The sequence below is a fragment of the Agreia sp. Leaf244 genome, from assembly GCF_001422695.1.
Lineage (GTDB): Bacteria > Actinomycetota > Actinomycetes > Actinomycetales > Microbacteriaceae > Agreia.
The window spans coordinates 334,522-350,878 of record NZ_LMLX01000005.1; the positions used below are offsets into that span (position 1 = coordinate 334,522).

Below are 16,357 nucleotides of genomic sequence, written 5' to 3' on the forward strand. Positions count from 1 at the left end.
CACCGAGCGGCCTGGCCCCTGCGAACGGCACTGTCGAGAGATGAGATACGGCCGCAATCTTCCGACAGCCCCGCCGCCGGGCGCCGAGCAGGCCGAGCGCGAGCGGCTGCCGCCGGGGGAGCTGCACGGATCGCGGCTCGACGACGTGGCGGGCCACAGGGTCATGAGACGGTTCGCCGTCGGCTCGAGGGCCACTCTCCTTCTTGCGCGTCCGTCTTCGCCGAGCGCCGAGCCGAACCCTCGCGCACGGCTCGTCAAGGTCTTTCACGCCGATACGTCCGCGAGCAGCATCGACGTCGAACTCGCGGCGTTGAGTGCGCCGGCGACCACTCATGTCGTGCGGCTCATCGACATCGCGACGGTCGAATCGGGCGAGCCGCCCTGCCTCGTGCTCGAAAGACTGCCCGGCCCCGCGCTGTCTGCATACCTCGACGAACAGCAGAGGCTGACAGCGGGGCAGGCCGTGACGATCCTCGCACCCCTGTGTGCGGCGGTGCAGGCGCTGCACGAGGCCGGCGTCACGCACGGCGCCGTCCACCTCCGCCGGATCGTCTTCGATCAGCGCGGCGCGCCGGTACTGACAGGATTCGGTCGCGGCGCGCTTCGCACGCCGCCGCTCGCGCAGGGGGCGATCCCCGGGTCGCGTGCGCGGTCTCGCACCGGGGAGCCGGCGGAGTCGCCTGAGTCGGTCTGGCGTTCCGCGGTCCTCGAGGACCATCGGGACCTGCTCTCTGTCATCGAGGGCGTGCTCGCCCACGTCGACCCGGGCGAGCTGCGAGGCTTCGACATCGTGACCTCAGCCGCCGAGGTCGGCATCGGCCCGAGCGCGGACTTCCTTGCACGGGTCGAAGGGCGGCTCTTCGCCATGGCGTCGCCGAATGCCATCATTCTGCAGAGCCACGCCACGGTCGGCGCACCGCCAGACTCGCCTGGGCGCGAGCCGGCCGAGCACGCCGCATTCAGTTCGGCGATCCGGCCGACACAGCCGTCCGAAACGACGGAGTACGACTGGAAGGAGTCTATTGCCGTTCCGTCGCCCACGCCGGCGGAGAACAGGCTGGTAGCCGCCCTCCGCATCCTCGGTGCACCGTCCTCGGTGCTCGAGGTCGTCTCCCGCTTCGTCGACGCGGCGGCGCGGCGGTCGAACCGCATGGCTCCTGTTGCCTCGTCTGCCGCCGACACCGGTGGCGAGGGAGGGCGCCCGGCCCGGCGGCTGGGTCGCCGACCGCTCCTCGTCGGTGCCTTTTGTGCGGTGGTCGCGGCGACAGTGTTGCTTCTCGCGCTTCCGGCGCCGCGAGATCAGGCCCAGGCGGGAGTCGATGTGGTGGCGTCGAGCGAGGCGTCCGAGGTACCTGGTCCGACAGACGAGCCGCAGAGCGAGGCGATGGGCGACGATGCGACGCTCGCACAGACAGACGACCCCGCCGCCGCTCTTCGCGCCTTGTCAGAAGCCAGCGATGGGTGTGCCGCCGCTGCCGAGCAGGAGGCCTGCCTGACGGCCGTCTTCCAGCCCGACTATCTGGCGTCTGGTATCGATGCCGCCGGCCCGCTCGTGATCGACGCCTCGGAGGCGATCGTGACCGGGGCGTGGGGCGGCTCAGCGCTCGTCGCCGCCCGGCTTAACGACCAACCGGCCTCGTTCCTTCTGATGAAGGAGGAGGCCGGCTGGAGGGTTCGTGACGTATTCGTCAGCGATCAGTAACCGAGGTTGCCCTCGAACGCGCCCTCTTCGAGGCGGTTCTTCACGGCGACGAGGAAGCGTGCCGCGTCTGCGCCATCGACAATGCGGTGATCGTAGCTCAGCGCCAGGTAGACGGTCGAACGAATGGCAATGGCCTCGCCCTCGTCGGTCTTGATGACGAGCGGCTTGCGCGAGACGATGCCCGTGCCCAGGATCGCAACCTGCGGAAGGAAGACGACGGGCGTGTCGAAGAGCGCTCCGCGCGAACCGGTGTTGGTCAGCGTGAACGTGCCGCCGGCAAGCTCGTCGGGCTTGAGCTTGTTGTCGCGGGTCCTGGTGGCCAGGTCGGCGATCTCGCGAGCGAAACCGGCCAGGTCGAGTTCGCCGGCGTTCTTCACAACGGGCGTCAGCAGTCCACGCTCGGTGTCGACGGCGATGCTCACGTTCTCGTGGTCGGGGTACACGATGCTGTCGCCGTCGACCGTGGCGTTGATGATCGGGTACGCCTTCAGCGCCTCGGTCGCCGCGAGGGCGAAGAAGGGGAGGAAGCTGAGCTTGTTGCCCGTCTTCTCCTGGAACGTGGCCTTGACCTTGTCTCGCAGAGCGGCGACGCGGGTCACATCGACCTCGACCACGCTGGTCAGCTGGGCGGTGGACTGCATGGACTCGACCGCACGCTGAGCGACGACCTTGCGGAGGCGCGACATCGGCTGCGTGGTTCCACGGAGGTCGGAAACCGGCAGCGTCGTGGAGACGGCCTTCGGTGCCTCCGACGTGGCTGCAGCGGGGGCGGACTTGGCCGCCTCGGCCGCGGCGAGCACGTCTTCCTTGCGGATGCGGCCACCGACGCCGCTGCCGGTGAGCGTCGACAGGTCGATGCCGTTGTCGCCAGCGAGCTTGCGGACGAGCGGGGTCACGTAACCGGCGTTGGCGGCACGCGACGAGTCGTCTGATGATGCGGCAGGCGCAGCTGCGGCAGGGGCAGCGGCAGCAGGAGCCGGGGCAGCTGCGGGAGCCGGTGCAGGTGCAGCAGGAGCAGGCGCAGCTGCGGGAGCCGAGGGAGCAGGTGCAGCAGCTGCAGGAGCGGGCGTCGCGGCTGGAGCAGCAGGCGCCGCCTCGGGCTCGGGCGCCGGAGCGGGGACCTCGGCTTCGGTCTCCGCCTCGGTCGACGGTGCCTCGGCGGGGATCTCCTCAGGTGCCTCGGGAGCAGGCGCGGCCTCAGGTTCGGCAGCCGCCGCGGGCTCGGCCGGAGCAGCGGACGAACCCGCCGAGCTTCCGTCTCCGATGCGCACGAGTGCTGTGCCGACCTCGACGGTCTCGTCCTCCTGGACCAGGATCTCCTCGATCACACCGGCTACGGGTGACGGGATCTCGGTGTCCACCTTGTCCGTTGACACTTCGAGCAGGGGTTCGTCGACCTCGACGCGGTCTCCCACACTCTTGAGCCAGCGGGTTACCGTTCCCTCTGTGACACTCTCACCGAGTGCTGGAAGGTTGACGGATTCGCTCATTAGCTTGTCTCCTTTAGAAACCGATCGTGGTTTTTAGCTTACTTGTATTGAGTCTGTGCGGAACGCGAGGGGGTCAGAGCGCGTGCAGGGGCTTGCCTGCGAGGGCGAGGTGTGCCTCGCCGAGTGCCTCGTTCTGAGTCGGGTGGGCGTGCACCAACTGCGCGACGTCCTCCGGGTAGGCCTCCCAGTTGACGATGAGCTGTGCCTCGCCGATCAGTTCTCCGACCCGGGCGCCGATCATGTGGATTCCCACCACAGGACCGTCGGCCACTCGTACGACCTTGACCGAACCGGTGGTACCGATGATGTGGCTCTTGCCGTTGCCGCCGAGGCTGTAGTCGTACGAGGTGACCCGCTCCTGCCCGTACTGGGCGATCGCCCGCGCCTCGGTGAGCCCCACGGATGCGACCTCCGGGTCGGAATAGGTGACCTTGGGGATGTTGACGTCGTCGACGACCTGCGGCGCGAGCCCTGCGATCTCCTCGGCCACGAAGATGCCGTGCTGGAATCCGCGGTGCGCGAGCTGCAGACCGGGAACGATGTCTCCGACGGCGTAGAGGCCGGGGATGTTCGTCTCGAGGCGCTCGTTGGTGATGACGAATCCGCGGTCGATCTCGACGCCGACCTCTTCGAATCCGAGGTTCTGCGTCGACGGTCCGCGACCGACGGCGACGAGGAGAAGCTCCGCCTCGATTCGTCGGCCGTCTTCGAGCGTGACGACGACACCGTCGTCGTTCTGTTCGACGGACTGGAACCGGGTGCCGAGCGAGAACTCGATGCCGCGCTTGCGGAAGGCGCGCTCGAACTGCTTGCTGATCGATTCCTCCTCGTTCGGCACGAGGTGAGGCAGCGCTTCGATGATCGTGACCTCGGAGCCGAACGACTTCCACACGCTGGCGAATTCGACGCCGATGACGCCGCCGCCGAGGATGGCCACTTTCTTCGGAACGAAGTCGAGTTCGAGCGCCTGTTCGCTGGTGATGACGCGCCCCCCGATCTCGAGGCCGGGAAGGGAGCGGGCGTAGGAACCGGTCGCGAGCACGACGTTCTTGCCGGTGACGACATCGTCGCCGACACGCACCTGGGTGGGGGAGACCAGACGGCCCTCGCCCCGGATGACCGTGATCTTGCGCGCCTTGATGAGCCCTTCCAGACCCTTGAACTTGCTCGAGACGATGCTCTCGCGGTAGGCGGTGACGCCGTTCATGTCGACCCCGTCGAACGAGGCCTGGATGCCGTACTTGGCCGCGCCACGTGCAGCGTCGGCCACCTCGGCGGAATGAAGGAGGGCTTTCGTGGGGATGCAGCCGCGATGCAGGCAGGTTCCGCCCAGTTTGTCCTTCTCGATCAGCCCAACGGTGAGGCCGAGAAGACTCGCTCGGAGCGCGGCTGCGTAGCCGCCGCTTCCGCCGCCGAGGACGACCAGGTCGAAATTCTGTTCAGACACTCGCGGTGACTCCCTCTGAAGCTGCATCTCTGCCCGCACTCCGCAGGATGGGCGGAACGGGCGGTGGCGACGTGTTTTTTCGCCTTGTCGAGCCTACTACGGTCATCTCACTCGGACCGCACGGGAGTCGGTGCCGCCGCCAGTGCGAGCAGCGTGCGCACTGTCACTCCGGTGGGCCCCTTGCCGGTGTAGCCGTAGAGGGCGTCCTTGTTCGTTCCGGCTCCGGCGATGTCGAGGTGAACCCACGGAATGCGTCCGGATCCGTCGGCCGCCTCCCCGATGAACTCGTTCAGGAAGACTGCGGCGATCAGCATGCCGCCGGCCGTGTTGCCCGGCTTGATGTTCGCGATGTCGGCGATGTCCGAGTTGAGCATCGACCGGAACTCCTCGCCGAGGGGCATGTGCCAGAAGAGCTCGCCCGCGTTCGATGCGGCGCCGAGAACCTCTGACACGAGCGGGGATGTACCCAAGGTCCCGACGTAGCGGTTACCGAGCGCGACGCTCGCCGCTCCGGTGAGAGTGGCCACGTCGATGATGGCGTCGGGCGACTCCTCGCTCGCGGCGACGAGGCCGTCGGCGAGAACGAGGCGGCCCTCGGCGTCGGTGTTGAGCACCTCGACCGTCTTGCCGCCGCGGATGCGGAGGACATCCCCGGGCCGTATCGCCGTGGCCGACGGCAGGTTCTCGGCGAGGCAGAGCCACGCGGTCACCTTCGTCGGCAGCGCGAGGCGTGCGGCGGCGAGGACGACCGACAGCACGGTGGCCGCGCCGGCCATGTCGTACTTCATTCCGATCATCGAGGCGGCGGGCTTCAGCGAGAGTCCGCCCGAGTCGAACGTGATTCCCTTGCCGACGAGGGCGATGTGCCTCGCGTTCTCGACATCGGCGGGGGAGTAGACGACCTTGACGAGCCGGGGCGGTCGCGACGATCCCTGGCCCACTCCGAGGATGCCACCGAAGCCGTCGGCCGCCAGCTGGGTCTCGTCCCAGGTGGTGACCTCGACGCCCGGCAGGTCGGCGAGTTCGGATGCGCGTGCGGCGAACGATTCCGGGTACAGGTCGAGCGGCGATTCGTTCACGAGGTCGCGAACCAGGTGCACCGCGCGGCCCACCTCGGTCGCATACGAGAGCGCCTCGGGCGAGACGGCGACCGATGTCACGAGCGTGAACGACTCGGCCGGGCGGGTGCGCGGGCTGCCTCCCTCACTGCGGTACTCCACGTACTCATACGCACCGAGCAGGCAGCCCTCGAGAACCGCCTGCGCCTGGGCCTCGTCTGCGACGGGCAGGGCGAACGCGACCGACCCGACCCCGAGCATCCGGCGCGCGACCGAGCCCGCGGCGTAGCGCAGGTCGTCGGCGCTCGGGTCGGCGGAGGCGAGTCCGACGAGAGCGATCGAGCGGGCCTCGATGCCGGCCGGCGCCGTCAGGCGAACGAGGTCGTCCTTCGACCCCGTGATGCCGAGCACGGCGAGGTCGGAGAACGCCGGATCCGCCCCGAGCAACGACTCGGCGGCTCCGACGAGCGCGGGCCCGTCGCCGGTGCGGGTCACCCCGAGCACGAGAACGTCGACGGCGACGTCGGCGGGGTTCGAGGAGGAGGTGGCAAGAGAGGCGAGAGTCATGCCTCAACCCTAGGCCGGGCGTTGTTCGCTCTCGGCATGCCGAGTCGGCGGGGCTCCGACTCCTGCCGCGATTAGAGTTGAATCCATGACGGATTCGAGCGAGCTCTACGAGATCACCGGCGAGCTCGGCAACATTCCCGAGGGACTCGACCTGGTGATGTCGCTCACCGGTTTCACCGACGCGGGCGGCGCCAGCGCGCAGATCGGCGACTACATCCTCGACAATCTGAGCAATCGCGTGATCGCCGAGTTCGACACCGACTCGCTGCTCGACTACCGAGCGCGTCGTCCCATCATCTACTTCGACCAAGATCACTTGAGCGACTACCAGCCCCCGGCGCTGCGTCTCTACCTGGTGCAAGACGAGCTCAACCAGCCCTTCCTCTTTTTGAACGGCTTCGAGCCCGACTTTCGGTGGGAGGCCTTCTCCAAGGCCGTCATCGACCTGATCGGCCGGCTCAAGATCAAGACCACGACGTCGGTGCACGCCATCCCCATGCCCGTTCCGCACACCAGGCCCATCCGTGTCACGGTGAGCGGCAACCGCATCGAGCTCATCGACGCCCTGTCCGTGTGGAAGCCGCACACACAGGTGCCGGCCAACGCGATGCACCTCGTGGAGTTCCGTCTGCAGGAGCTGTCGCATCCGGTCGCCGGATTCGCGCTGCTCGTTCCCCACTACCTCGCCGATACCGAATTCCCGCTGGCGGCGCTGTCGAGCCTCGAGAGCATCAGTGCGGCCACCGGCCTCATCTTCCCCACAGACAAGCTCCGCGAAGAGGGTCGGGTCTTCCTGTCGAAGATCGACGAGCAGGTCGGAACCAATGTCGACCTCGAGAAGCTCGTGGGCACGCTCGAGGAGCGTCACGACGCCTACATGCAGGGCACTCCGCTCAAGTCGCCTCTCACCGATGAAGACGGCGAGCTGCCTTCGGCCGACGAGATCGCCGAGGAGCTCGAGAAGTTCCTCGCCATCCGGCGCGCGGGCGACGACGACGCAGGGCCCTCACTCGGCCTCTGACGAATCCGGCATCGGTCGTCGCCGTACGATTGAGTACGTGAATTCTCGACGCGCCTGGCTTGTCTTCGGTGTCGGCGTCTTCGCCTACATGATCTCGGTCATGCAGCGCACGACGCTCGGCGTCGCCGGAGTCGACGCGGCGGAGAGATTCGATTCGTCGGCCGCGCTGCTCTCGACGCTCGCCGTCGTGCAGCTCATCGTGTACGCCGGTCTTCAGATCCCGGTCGGCATCCTCATCGACCGCGTGGGGCCGAAGTGGCTGATCACCGTCGGCTGCGCCTTCATGGTCGTCGGACAGCTCGTGCTGTCGATCGCGCCCGACATCCCCACGGCCGTACTGGGCCGCATCTTCGTGGGCGCCGGCGACGCCGCCGTGTTCATCTCCGTGATGCGGCTCGTCAACTCCTGGTTCTCGGGCCGGATCGTTCCCCAGCTGAGCCAATGGGTCGGCAACATCGGCCAGCTCGGCCAGGTGCTCTCGGCGCTGCCCTTCGCCTGGATCCTGCACGGATTCGGGTGGACGCCCGCCTTCTCGGTCGCGGCGGCGGCGTCGTTCTGCGCCCTCGTGCTCTCGGCCGCCTTCCTCAAGAACCGCCCGCCGGGAGCGCCCGGCGACGGGCGCGTCGCCAGCATGGGCGAGGCGATCCGGATGCTGGCGCCCACCTTGCGCAGGCCCGGAACGCAGTTGGGGTTCTGGTCGCATTTCGTCAGCCAGTCCTCGGGAACGGTGTTCACCATCTTCTGGGGCTTCCCGTTCCTGGTCTCGGCAGTGGGGCTCGACCGTCCCGCGGCCGCGGCGTTTCTCGTCGTCATCGTGGTGTCGGGCATGATCGCCGGCCCGATCCTCGGCATCCTGAGCGCCCGATTCCCGCTCCGGAGATCGAATCTGGTGCTCGGCATCACCGCGTCTCTCGGGCTCGTCTGGGCAGCCGTCCTCCTCTGGCCCGGCATTCCGCCGATCTGGCTGATCGCGATCCTCACCATCACCCTGGGAATCGGAGGGCCGGGCTCGCTCATCGGATTCGACTTCGCACGCTCGTTCAATCCGGCTCGATCGCTCGGCTCGGCCAACGGGGTCGTGAACGTGGGCGGATTCATGGCGAGCTTCGTCATGCTGTTCCTCATCGGGCTCATCCTCGACGTGCAGTTCGACGCAGGCCTCAGCACCGCCCTCTACTCGATGGATGCGTTCAGGCTGGCGTTCGCGGTGCAGTATCTCGTCGTCGGCACCGGTGTGTACTTCCTGCTCCGTGCTCGTCGCCACACGAGACGGCGACTCCAGGAGGACGAGGGAATATCCGTGGCCCCCTTGTGGGTTGCACTTGCAGGGAAGTGGTCACGTCGACGCCGCTAGTCGGCAGGCCTCGTCTTCATTCCGTGCAATAATTGAGAATCGAGACCCGTTCTTGTGCAGGGTGTCCGGTCAACCGGGCGCAACAAAAAACCCGCACTTGACATGGGTCTTAGTAATGTCAGAAAACAACTCCAGCCTCCAATTGGCATCGACTCGCGAAGTCGAATCCACCCGGTGAGACCGGCGTGAAAGGTGATCGTATGGCCACCCGCAAATCAACCACAACACTCGAACCCACCCCAGACGAGCCTGCCGCTGTCGCGGCCAAGCCCGTGACGAAGGCCGCAGCCGCGAAGGCTGCTGCCGCTGCGAAGGCGCCCGCCGGCAAGACCGCCGCCGCGAAGGCGCCCACCAAGGCTGCCGCGGCGAAGACCGCTGCCGCCGCCAAGAAGGCCAAGGCCGCCGCCGAAGCAGACGGCCCCGGATCCGATGACGACGATGCCGATGGCGCCGTGGTCGTCGAGGTCGTCGTCGACGAAGACGAGACCACGACAGACGACGAGTCCGACGACAGCGCTCCCAAGGCTGCTGCCGAGATCGTTCTGCCCGCTGGCGCTCTCGTCATCTCCGACGCCGACGACGACAGCGATGTTCCGGTCTACTCGACGGCCATCACCGGCGCCACCGCCGACCCTGTCAAGGACTACCTGAAGCAGATCGGAAAGGTCGCGCTTCTGAACGCGGCCGAAGAGGTCGAACTGGCCATGCGCATCGAGGCCGGTCTCTTCGCCGAGGACACCATGTCGACGATGAGCGAGGCCGAGAAGAAGTCGGCCTACGGCCGCGAGCTGCAGTGGGTCGCCCGCGACGGCGCCCGGGCCAAGAGCCACCTGCTCGGCGCCAACCTGCGACTCGTCGTGAGCCTCGCCAAGCGCTACACGGGCCGTGGAATGCAGTTCCTCGACCTGATCCAGGAAGGAAACCTGGGCCTTATCCGTGCGGTCGAGAAGTTCGACTACACGAAGGGCTTCAAGTTCTCCACCTATGCCACGTGGTGGATCCGCCAGGCGATCACCCGCGCGATGGCCGACCAGGCCCGCACCATCCGCATCCCGGTGCACATGGTCGAGGTCATCAACAAACTCGCCCGCGTTCAGCGCCAGATGCTTCAGGATCTCGGTCGCGAACCGACCCCCGAGGAACTGTCGCGCGAGCTCGACATGACGCCCGAGAAGGTCGTCGAGGTTCAGAAGTACGGCCGCGAGCCGATCTCCCTGCACACCCCGCTGGGCGAAGACGGCGACAGCGAGTTCGGTGACCTCATCGAAGACACCGAGGCCGTCGTTCCTGCCGACGCCGTGGGCTTCACGATGCTGCAGAAGCAGCTCGAGTCGCTTCTCGACTCGCTCTCCGAGCGCGAGGCCGGAGTGATCCGCATGCGCTTCGGTCTGGGCGACGGAATGCCCAAGACACTCGACCAGATCGGTGACACCTTCGGCGTCACTCGTGAGCGCATCCGCCAGATCGAGTCGAAGACGATGGCGAAGCTCCGCCACCCGTCGCGGTCGCAGTCACTGCGCGACTACCTCGAGTAGGCCGCGGATGCGTTATATCGCGCCCGTCCTCGTCGGTCGCGCCGTCCGGGCTGTCACCCGGGCGCGCGGCGGAGGGTCGGCGCTGCCCGGATACGTCGTCAACAAGATGGCGCCGGGGTTCATCAAGAATGTCGTCGCGCAGTTCGAGTACGGCATCGTGTTCGTTCTCGGCTCCAACGGAAAATCGACGACGACCCATATGCTCACCGAGGTCCTCAGGGCCCACGGCCTGACGGTCTTCACCAACCCCTCCGGTGCGAACCTGCCCCAGGGCATCTCGTCGGCCCTGCTCTCCGAGGTCGGCGTGACGGGAAAGCTCAAGGCCGACATCGGCATCCTCGAGGTCGACGAGGCGTTCGCGCTCGAGCTCTCGAAGACGCTGCTGCCGTCGACGATCCTGATGCTCAACGTGCAGGTCGACCAGTTGTACCGGTTCTTCGAGACCGAGGTCGTGGCCGACATGATGCTCGACACCGCTGCCGTCGCCACCTCGCACGTGATCAGCAATCGAGACGACGCCTACCTCTCGAAGATCGGCGAGATCCTCGAGGCCAAGGGCGCTCGGGTTCCCGACGTCACCTACTTCGGGGCATCCCCGAAGCTGGTGGCGAGCTCGGCGCACGGGCTCTTCAACGCGGCGAACCATCGAGAGAAGGCGTCCGGCGCGACACTCGATGCACTCGCCGAGCTCGAATCCTGGGACAGCACGGGTGCACGCATCCGCGTCGATGGCACCCTCGCCGAGGTCGCTCTGCCCGCCAAGGGCCTGCATTACGGAGTCGACGCCGCAGCGGCGCTCGCCACCGCGGCGAAGGTGCTGGGGGCCGACTTCGACCTCGCGAAGGCATCGGCCGCGTTCTCGGCAATGACGCCCGCCTACGGTCGCGGTGAACTGCTCGACTTCGGTGACGAGAAGGTCGAGTTCGTGATGTTCAAGAACGCCGCGAGCCTTCAGCTCAACCTCGACGCGCTTCCCGCAGCACCGGAACAGGTGATGGTCGCCATCGACGAGGGCACCCCCGACGTCTCCTGGCTCTACGACATCGACTTCGCCCAGCTCGACCACGTCGACGTGCTGACCGGAGCCAAGGCCTGGCAGTTCGCGCTGCGCCTCGAGCACGAGGGAATCCCCGTGGGCACGATCGAGCCCGATCTCAAGAAGGCGATCGAGTTGATGCGTGCGCTGCCCGCACCCCAGACGGGTCACAAGACCTGGGTGGTCAACTACGAGCAGATGATGCTCGCGCGAAAGATCATCGGCTACGGCGACATGGAGGTCTCATTTTGAGCTCGTCATCCGGAATCTCTGTCTCGATTCTCGAGCTGTACCCCGACGAACTCGAGGCGAGCGGCGAGCGGGGCAACGTGACCGCCCTCAAGACACGGCTCGAGCGAGCCGGTCACCGCGTCGACGTCGTGCAGCACACCGTAGGCAAGCGGCTGTCGAAAGACCCGGACATCGTCGTCATCGGCAACGGGCCGGTCTCAGCCGTGCGGGCGGTGCATAACGACCTCCTCGACAACGCGGCGGCCCTGCGCTCTCTTGCCGAGGACGGCGTTCCGTTCTTCGCCGTGGGCGCCGGCGCCGAGCTGCTCGGCACCGGTATCACGCTCGCCGACGGCACGGTTCTCGAAGGGGTGGGCATCTTCCCCTTCTCCGCCCGCAGGGGAGTCCCGCGCCAGGTCGGCTACATCGTCGTGGAGACGGCGCAGGGCACCGTCGTCGGGTTCGAAGACAACGCGTCGGAGTGGAACCTCGAGACCGGCGCCGTTCCACTCGGGGCCGTCACCTCGGGCGGGGGCAACGGCAATGGCCGGGAGGGTGTGCTCGCCGGTGCATCCGTGGCCACGCAGACGAAGGGTCCGATCCTTCCGCTCAACCCCTCGCTCAGCGACGCCGTCATCCGAGCGGCCCTCGAGCGCCGAGACGAGGCGTACGCGCCATCCGCCGCCCACGCCGAACTGGATCGGCTTGCGGCGAAGTCCCGTGAAGTGATCGTGGCGAACGTCAAGAGCGTCTTCACCACGATCTAGTGATGTCCGGGCCCCACGAGTTACATCCGGCACCGCCTCGCAGAGCTGTCATCAGCCTCGAGACGGTGCGCAGCAACACGCGCCTCCTGCTCGCTGAACCGTCCTCCGGGCAGGTCGTGGCCGATCTGCGGGGCGACGCCTACGGACACGGTGCGGCCGCCGTGGCCAAGGCACTCGACGACCTGCCGTTCGACGCGTTCCTCGTCTCGAACGAGACCGACGCGCAGGCCATCGACGCACTCGCCCTCTCGACGCCGTCGATCCTCCGGTCGCAGCTCTCGCCCGACTCGACGACACTCCTCGGGCCGCAGCTGTTCGGTCTCGACACCACCGAATTCAGGGACCCTCGAGCCCTTGGGCTGCTCCCAGCCCTCACCCTCTCGGCCCGCGTTCTGTCGGTCAAGAAGGTCGGCGCGGGCGAGGGCGTGTCGTACGGCTACGTCTATCGCACCCCCCGCGCGACGACCCTGGCAATGGTCTGCCTCGGCTACAGCGACGGCATAGACCGACACGCCTGCGACGGAGGACGCGCCTGGTTCGGAGGCGGCACCCACCCCATCGCAGGACGCGTGGCCATGGATGTCTTTATGCTCGACGTCGACGACTCGCCCGTGTCACCCGGCGACGAGGTGGTGCTCTTCGGCGACGAGCAGCACGGCTACCCGTCGCCCGTCGCTTGGGCGGGCGCCCTCGGCAAGACCGGCGCCGAGGTCACGGCCTCGCTCGGCGACAGGATCGTTCGGAGCTATCGATGACCGATGTCACCAGAGAGATCGTCGTCGATCTCGACGCACTGCGTCACAACATCGACGTGCTGTCGGCGAGGGTCGCACCAGCGGAGGTGATGGTCGTGGTCAAGAACGACGCCTACGGTCACGGACTCCTCGACGTCGCCACGACGTCGGTCCGGGCCGGCGTCACGTGGATCGGCGCCCTCGATGTGCCCACGGCCCTCACGCTTCGACGGGGTGGAATCGCGCCGCCCACACGGATCTTCGCCTGGCTGATCGATCCGGAGGAGGATCTCGCGACCGCGATCGCGGCGGGCATCGATCTGGGCATCTCCACGGTGCCGCAGCTCGAGACCGCCGCCGCGTCGACCAACGCGGCCGCGGCGCGCATCCATCTCAAGATCGATACGGGCCTGCACCGCAATGGCGCCACGGCGGAGGAGTGGCCCCGGCTGGTGGAGCGAGCCCGGGAGCTCGAGCAGCGAGGTGTCGTCGAGATCGTCGCCATCTGGACCCACATAGCCGAAGCCAGCGACGACGAGGACACGCAGTCGATCCGTCGCTTCGAGGCGGCGGTCGATGTGGCACGCGGGCTCGGGGTGCGGGCGCCCGTTCGTCATCTGGCGGCCAGTGCAGCCGCGTACGCGCGTTCCGACGCGCGCTTCGACCTCGTGCGCCTCGGTGCCTTCGTATACGGCCTGCCGCCCGGTGACGGGCCGAGCGCGGAGGACATGGGCCTGCGTCAGGCGATGACCCTGCGCGCCCGCGTCACCGCAGTCGAGAGCGATTCGGATGGCCGCCGCCGGGCGTCGATCGACCTCGGCTACGCCGATGGCATCTCGACGTTCGCCCCAGGCCGCATCGACGTGGCGATCCACGGTCGACGCCGCCCCCTGATCTCGCCACTCGAGGTCGACCGTGCGTGGATCGGCCTCGACGGCGACACGGATGTCTCGATCGGAGATGTCGTGACGCTCTGGGGAGATGGCAGCGCGGGGGAGCCGACCCTGCAGCAGTGGGGAGACGCCACGTCGACGATGTCCGAGGAGCTCGTGGTGCGGCTCAGCCCAAGCATTCCCCGTCGCATCGTCTGACGCGCCGCACCCGGCACTGCGCCCGGCTGACCGGGCACGTCATCAGGTGTCGATGCGCTCTCGGGACATTCCTTCGGATCCGGCGATGATGAACTCCTTGCGAGGGGCGACGTCGTCACCCATCAGCAGGTCGAAGGTGCGCTCCGCCCTCTCGGCGTCGCTGACGCCGACCCGACGCAGCGTGCGATGCCGCTTGTCCATCGTCGTCGTCGCCAGCTGGTCGGCATCCATCTCGCCGAGGCCCTTGTAGCGCTGGATCGGATCCTGGTAGCGCTTCTTGGCCTTGTCGAGCTGCGTGAGCAACGTGTGCAGCTCGGCCTCGGAGTAGGTGTAGATGGTCTCGTTGGGCTTCGTGCCCGGATTCATGACGACGACCCGATGCAGCGGGGGCACGGCGGCGTAGACCCGGCCGTCTTCGACGAGAGGCCTCATGTAGCGGAAGAACAGCGTGAGGAGCAGCGTGCGGATGTGCGCACCGTCGACGTCGGCGTCGCTCATCAGGATGATCTTGCCGTAGCGCGCGGTCGACAGGTCGAACGACCGGCCGGAGCCGGCGCCGATGACCTGGATGATCGACGCGCACTCCGCGTTGCCGAGCATGTCGGCGACGGAGGCCTTCTGCACGTTGAGGATCTTGCCCCGGATGGGCAGAAGGGCCTGGAACTCGCTGTTGCGGGCGAGCTTCGCCGTTCCGAGTGCCGAGTCTCCCTCGACGATCATCAGCTCGCTCAGGGCGACGTCGTTGGAGCGGCAGTCGACCAGCTTGGCAGGAAGCGACGACGATTCGAGGGCGTTCTTGCGGCGCTGGGTCTCTTTGTGCGCCCGAGCGGAGATGCGGGACTTCATCTCAGCGACGACCTTGTCGAGCACCAGGGCGGTCTGCGCCTTGTCGTCGCGCTTCGTCGACTCGAACCTCTCCTTGAGGCCCTTCGTCACCACCTGCGAGACGATGTTGCGCACGGCCGGCGTTCCGAGGATCTCCTTGGTCTGGCCCTCGAACTGCGGTTCGGGCAGGCGCACCGTGAGCACCGCCGTGAGTCCCGCGAGCACATCGTCTTTCTCGAGCTTGTCGTTGCCCGCCTTCAACCGTCGGGCATTCGCCTCGACGGTCTGGCGCAGGAACTTGAGCAGGCCCGCCTCGAAGCCGGCCTGGTGGGTGCCGCCCTTCGGGGTCGAGATGATGTTCACGAAGCTCCGGAACGTGGTCTCATAGCCCGTTCCCCAGCGCAGCGCCAGGTCGACCTCGCACTCCCTGCTGAGCTCGGTGGGAACCATGGCGCCCTGCGGGGAGAGCACGGGCACTGTCTCGGTGAACGACCCCGTTCCCTGCAGACGCCACGTCTCCGTGACACCGGAATCGGTCGCGAGGTGCTCGACGAACTCCGCGATGCCCCCGTCGAAACGGAACGCGTCGCGCCGGATCTCCTCTCCCCGCTCGTCGGTGATGCCGATCGAAAGACCGGGAACGAGGAACGCGGTCTGGCGGGCCCGATCGAAGAGCTCCTCCGTTTGGAAGCGTGCCGTGGTGCTGAAGATCTGCCTGTCGGCCCAGTACCGGATGCGGGTGCCGGTCACGCCCCGCTTGACCTTGCCGACCACCCGCAGTTCGCTGCCGTTCTCGAACGGCGTGAACGGCGCATCCGGTGTCGGTGCGGAACCGGAGTCGTCGAAGACACCCGGCTCGCCGCGGTGGAACGACATGGCGTAGGTCTTGCCGTCGCGGTCGACCTCGACGTCGAGGCGCTCCGACAGGGCGTTGACGACAGAGGCTCCCACGCCGTGCAGACCACCGGATGCCGCATACGACCCGGAACCAAACTTTCCGCCGGCGTGAAGCTTGGTGAAGACGACCTCGACACCCGACAACCCGGTCTTCGGTTCGATGTCGACGGGGATGCCTCGAGCCCGGTCTCGTACCTCGACACTGGAGTCGGCGTGCAGCTGGATCTCGATCTCGGAACCGTGGCCGCCGAGCGCCTCATCGACCGAGTTGTCGATGATCTCCCACACGCAGTGCATGAGTCCGCGCGAGTCGGTCGATCCGATGTACATGCCCGGACGTTTGCGAACAGCCTCGAGTCCTTCGAGTACCGACAGGTGCCGTGCGGAATAGTCGGCCGATGCCACGTGTTCTCCCAAGTAAGCGTCAGGCCTACGGATCGGGCCCAACGCTCAACTGTAGTTACCCGAGAGGGTGCGCCCGCCCATCGACACGAATGCGCCGATCCGACATACGCGCAGAGCGAAACACGAGCGAAAGACGCACCCGCGAAACATACACGTGATTTGATGACTAGACCGGTTGTCGACCAGCGAGGCGTGAG

The 16,357-nt window shown here is 67.2% G+C and carries 12 protein-coding genes; 8 read left to right on the forward strand and 4 right to left on the reverse strand.

The window, feature by feature from the left end; genetic code table 11:
* The first annotated feature begins 40 nt into the window (after positions 1 to 40).
* Positions 41 to 1,702, forward strand: coding sequence for a protein kinase (locus ASF06_RS15840; protein WP_055949250.1), 1,662 nt, complete (start codon positions 41 to 43; stop codon positions 1,700 to 1,702).
* On the opposite strand, the gene sucB is transcribed toward ASF06_RS15840, so the two are convergent.
* From sucB to ASF06_RS15855, 3 genes are all read right to left on the reverse strand, one after another.
* Positions 1,696 to 3,192: a 2-oxoglutarate dehydrogenase, E2 component, dihydrolipoamide succinyltransferase gene (gene sucB, locus ASF06_RS15845; RefSeq protein ID WP_055949253.1), complete on the reverse strand. Its 1,497-nt coding sequence runs from the start codon at positions 3,190 to 3,192 to the stop codon at positions 1,696 to 1,698. The genes ASF06_RS15840 and sucB overlap by 7 nt on opposite strands.
* 73 nt (positions 3,193 to 3,265) lie before the next feature.
* Positions 3,266 to 4,639 carry a dihydrolipoyl dehydrogenase gene (lpdA, locus tag ASF06_RS15850; RefSeq protein WP_055949255.1) on the reverse strand — a complete coding sequence of 458 codons (1,374 nt, stop codon included), beginning with the start codon at positions 4,637 to 4,639 and terminating at the stop codon, positions 3,266 to 3,268.
* Positions 4,640 to 4,746: 107 nt separating this feature from the next.
* The gene (locus ASF06_RS15855) at positions 4,747 to 6,264 is read right to left on the reverse strand and encodes a leucyl aminopeptidase (RefSeq protein WP_055949258.1); all 1,518 of its coding nucleotides are present in this window, start codon (positions 6,262 to 6,264) and stop codon (positions 4,747 to 4,749) included.
* Positions 6,265 to 6,349: 85 nt separating this feature from the next.
* Here ASF06_RS15855 and ASF06_RS15860 point away from each other — a divergent pair, with 85 nt between their 5' ends.
* The 7 genes from ASF06_RS15860 (at position 6,350) to alr (ending at position 14,033) form a co-directional block, all read left to right on the forward strand.
* A complete protein-coding gene (locus tag ASF06_RS15860; RefSeq protein WP_055928993.1) occupies positions 6,350 to 7,285 on the forward strand; it encodes a proteasome assembly chaperone family protein in 936 nt (311 codons plus the stop codon).
* Positions 7,286 to 7,322: 37 nt separating this feature from the next.
* Entirely contained in the window at positions 7,323 to 8,639 is a 1,317-nt protein-coding gene (locus ASF06_RS15865; protein WP_055949259.1) for an MFS transporter, read from the forward strand.
* A 200-nt stretch (positions 8,640 to 8,839) separates the two neighbouring features.
* Positions 8,840 to 10,174, forward strand: a complete 1,335-nt coding sequence (locus ASF06_RS15870) for an RNA polymerase sigma factor (protein WP_082501007.1) — start codon at positions 8,840 to 8,842, stop codon at positions 10,172 to 10,174.
* 7 nt (positions 10,175 to 10,181) lie between these two features.
* Complete coding sequence (locus ASF06_RS15875) at positions 10,182 to 11,462, forward strand: MurT ligase domain-containing protein (protein ID WP_055928987.1); 1,281 nt, start codon at positions 10,182 to 10,184, stop codon at positions 11,460 to 11,462.
* Positions 11,459 to 12,208, forward strand: coding sequence for a type 1 glutamine amidotransferase (locus tag ASF06_RS15880; protein WP_055949262.1), 750 nt, complete (start codon positions 11,459 to 11,461; stop codon positions 12,206 to 12,208). Before ASF06_RS15875 ends, ASF06_RS15880 begins: the two co-directional genes overlap by 4 nt.
* Before the next feature lie 65 nt (positions 12,209 to 12,273).
* Positions 12,274 to 12,963, forward strand: a complete 690-nt coding sequence (locus ASF06_RS15885) for an alanine racemase C-terminal domain-containing protein (protein WP_055949265.1) — start codon at positions 12,274 to 12,276, stop codon at positions 12,961 to 12,963.
* Entirely contained in the window at positions 12,960 to 14,033 is a 1,074-nt protein-coding gene (alr, locus tag ASF06_RS15890; RefSeq protein WP_055949266.1) for an alanine racemase, read from the forward strand. Before ASF06_RS15885 ends, alr begins: the two co-directional genes overlap by 4 nt.
* Before the next feature lie 42 nt (positions 14,034 to 14,075).
* On the opposite strand, the gene ASF06_RS15895 is transcribed toward alr, so the two are convergent.
* Positions 14,076 to 16,160, reverse strand: coding sequence for a DNA gyrase/topoisomerase IV subunit B (locus ASF06_RS15895; RefSeq protein ID WP_055949269.1), 2,085 nt, complete (start codon positions 16,158 to 16,160; stop codon positions 14,076 to 14,078).
* Positions 16,161 to 16,357: the final 197 nt, after the last annotated feature.

Coding starts and splice junctions, on each gene's coding strand:
- ASF06_RS15840 (WP_055949250.1), top strand. CDS start 41: ATGAGATACGGCCGCAATCTTCCGACAGCCCCGCCGCCGGGCGCCGAG.
- sucB (WP_055949253.1), bottom strand. CDS start 3,192: ATGAGCGAATCCGTCAACCTTCCAGCACTCGGTGAGAGTGTCACAGAG.
- ASF06_RS15855 (WP_055949258.1), bottom strand. CDS start 6,264: ATGACTCTCGCCTCTCTTGCCACCTCCTCCTCGAACCCCGCCGACGTC.
- ASF06_RS15860 (WP_055928993.1), top strand. CDS start 6,350: ATGACGGATTCGAGCGAGCTCTACGAGATCACCGGCGAGCTCGGCAAC.
- ASF06_RS15870 (WP_082501007.1), top strand. CDS start 8,840: ATGGCCACCCGCAAATCAACCACAACACTCGAACCCACCCCAGACGAG.
- ASF06_RS15875 (WP_055928987.1), top strand. CDS start 10,182: ATGCGTTATATCGCGCCCGTCCTCGTCGGTCGCGCCGTCCGGGCTGTC.
- alr (WP_055949266.1), top strand. CDS start 12,960: ATGACCGATGTCACCAGAGAGATCGTCGTCGATCTCGACGCACTGCGT.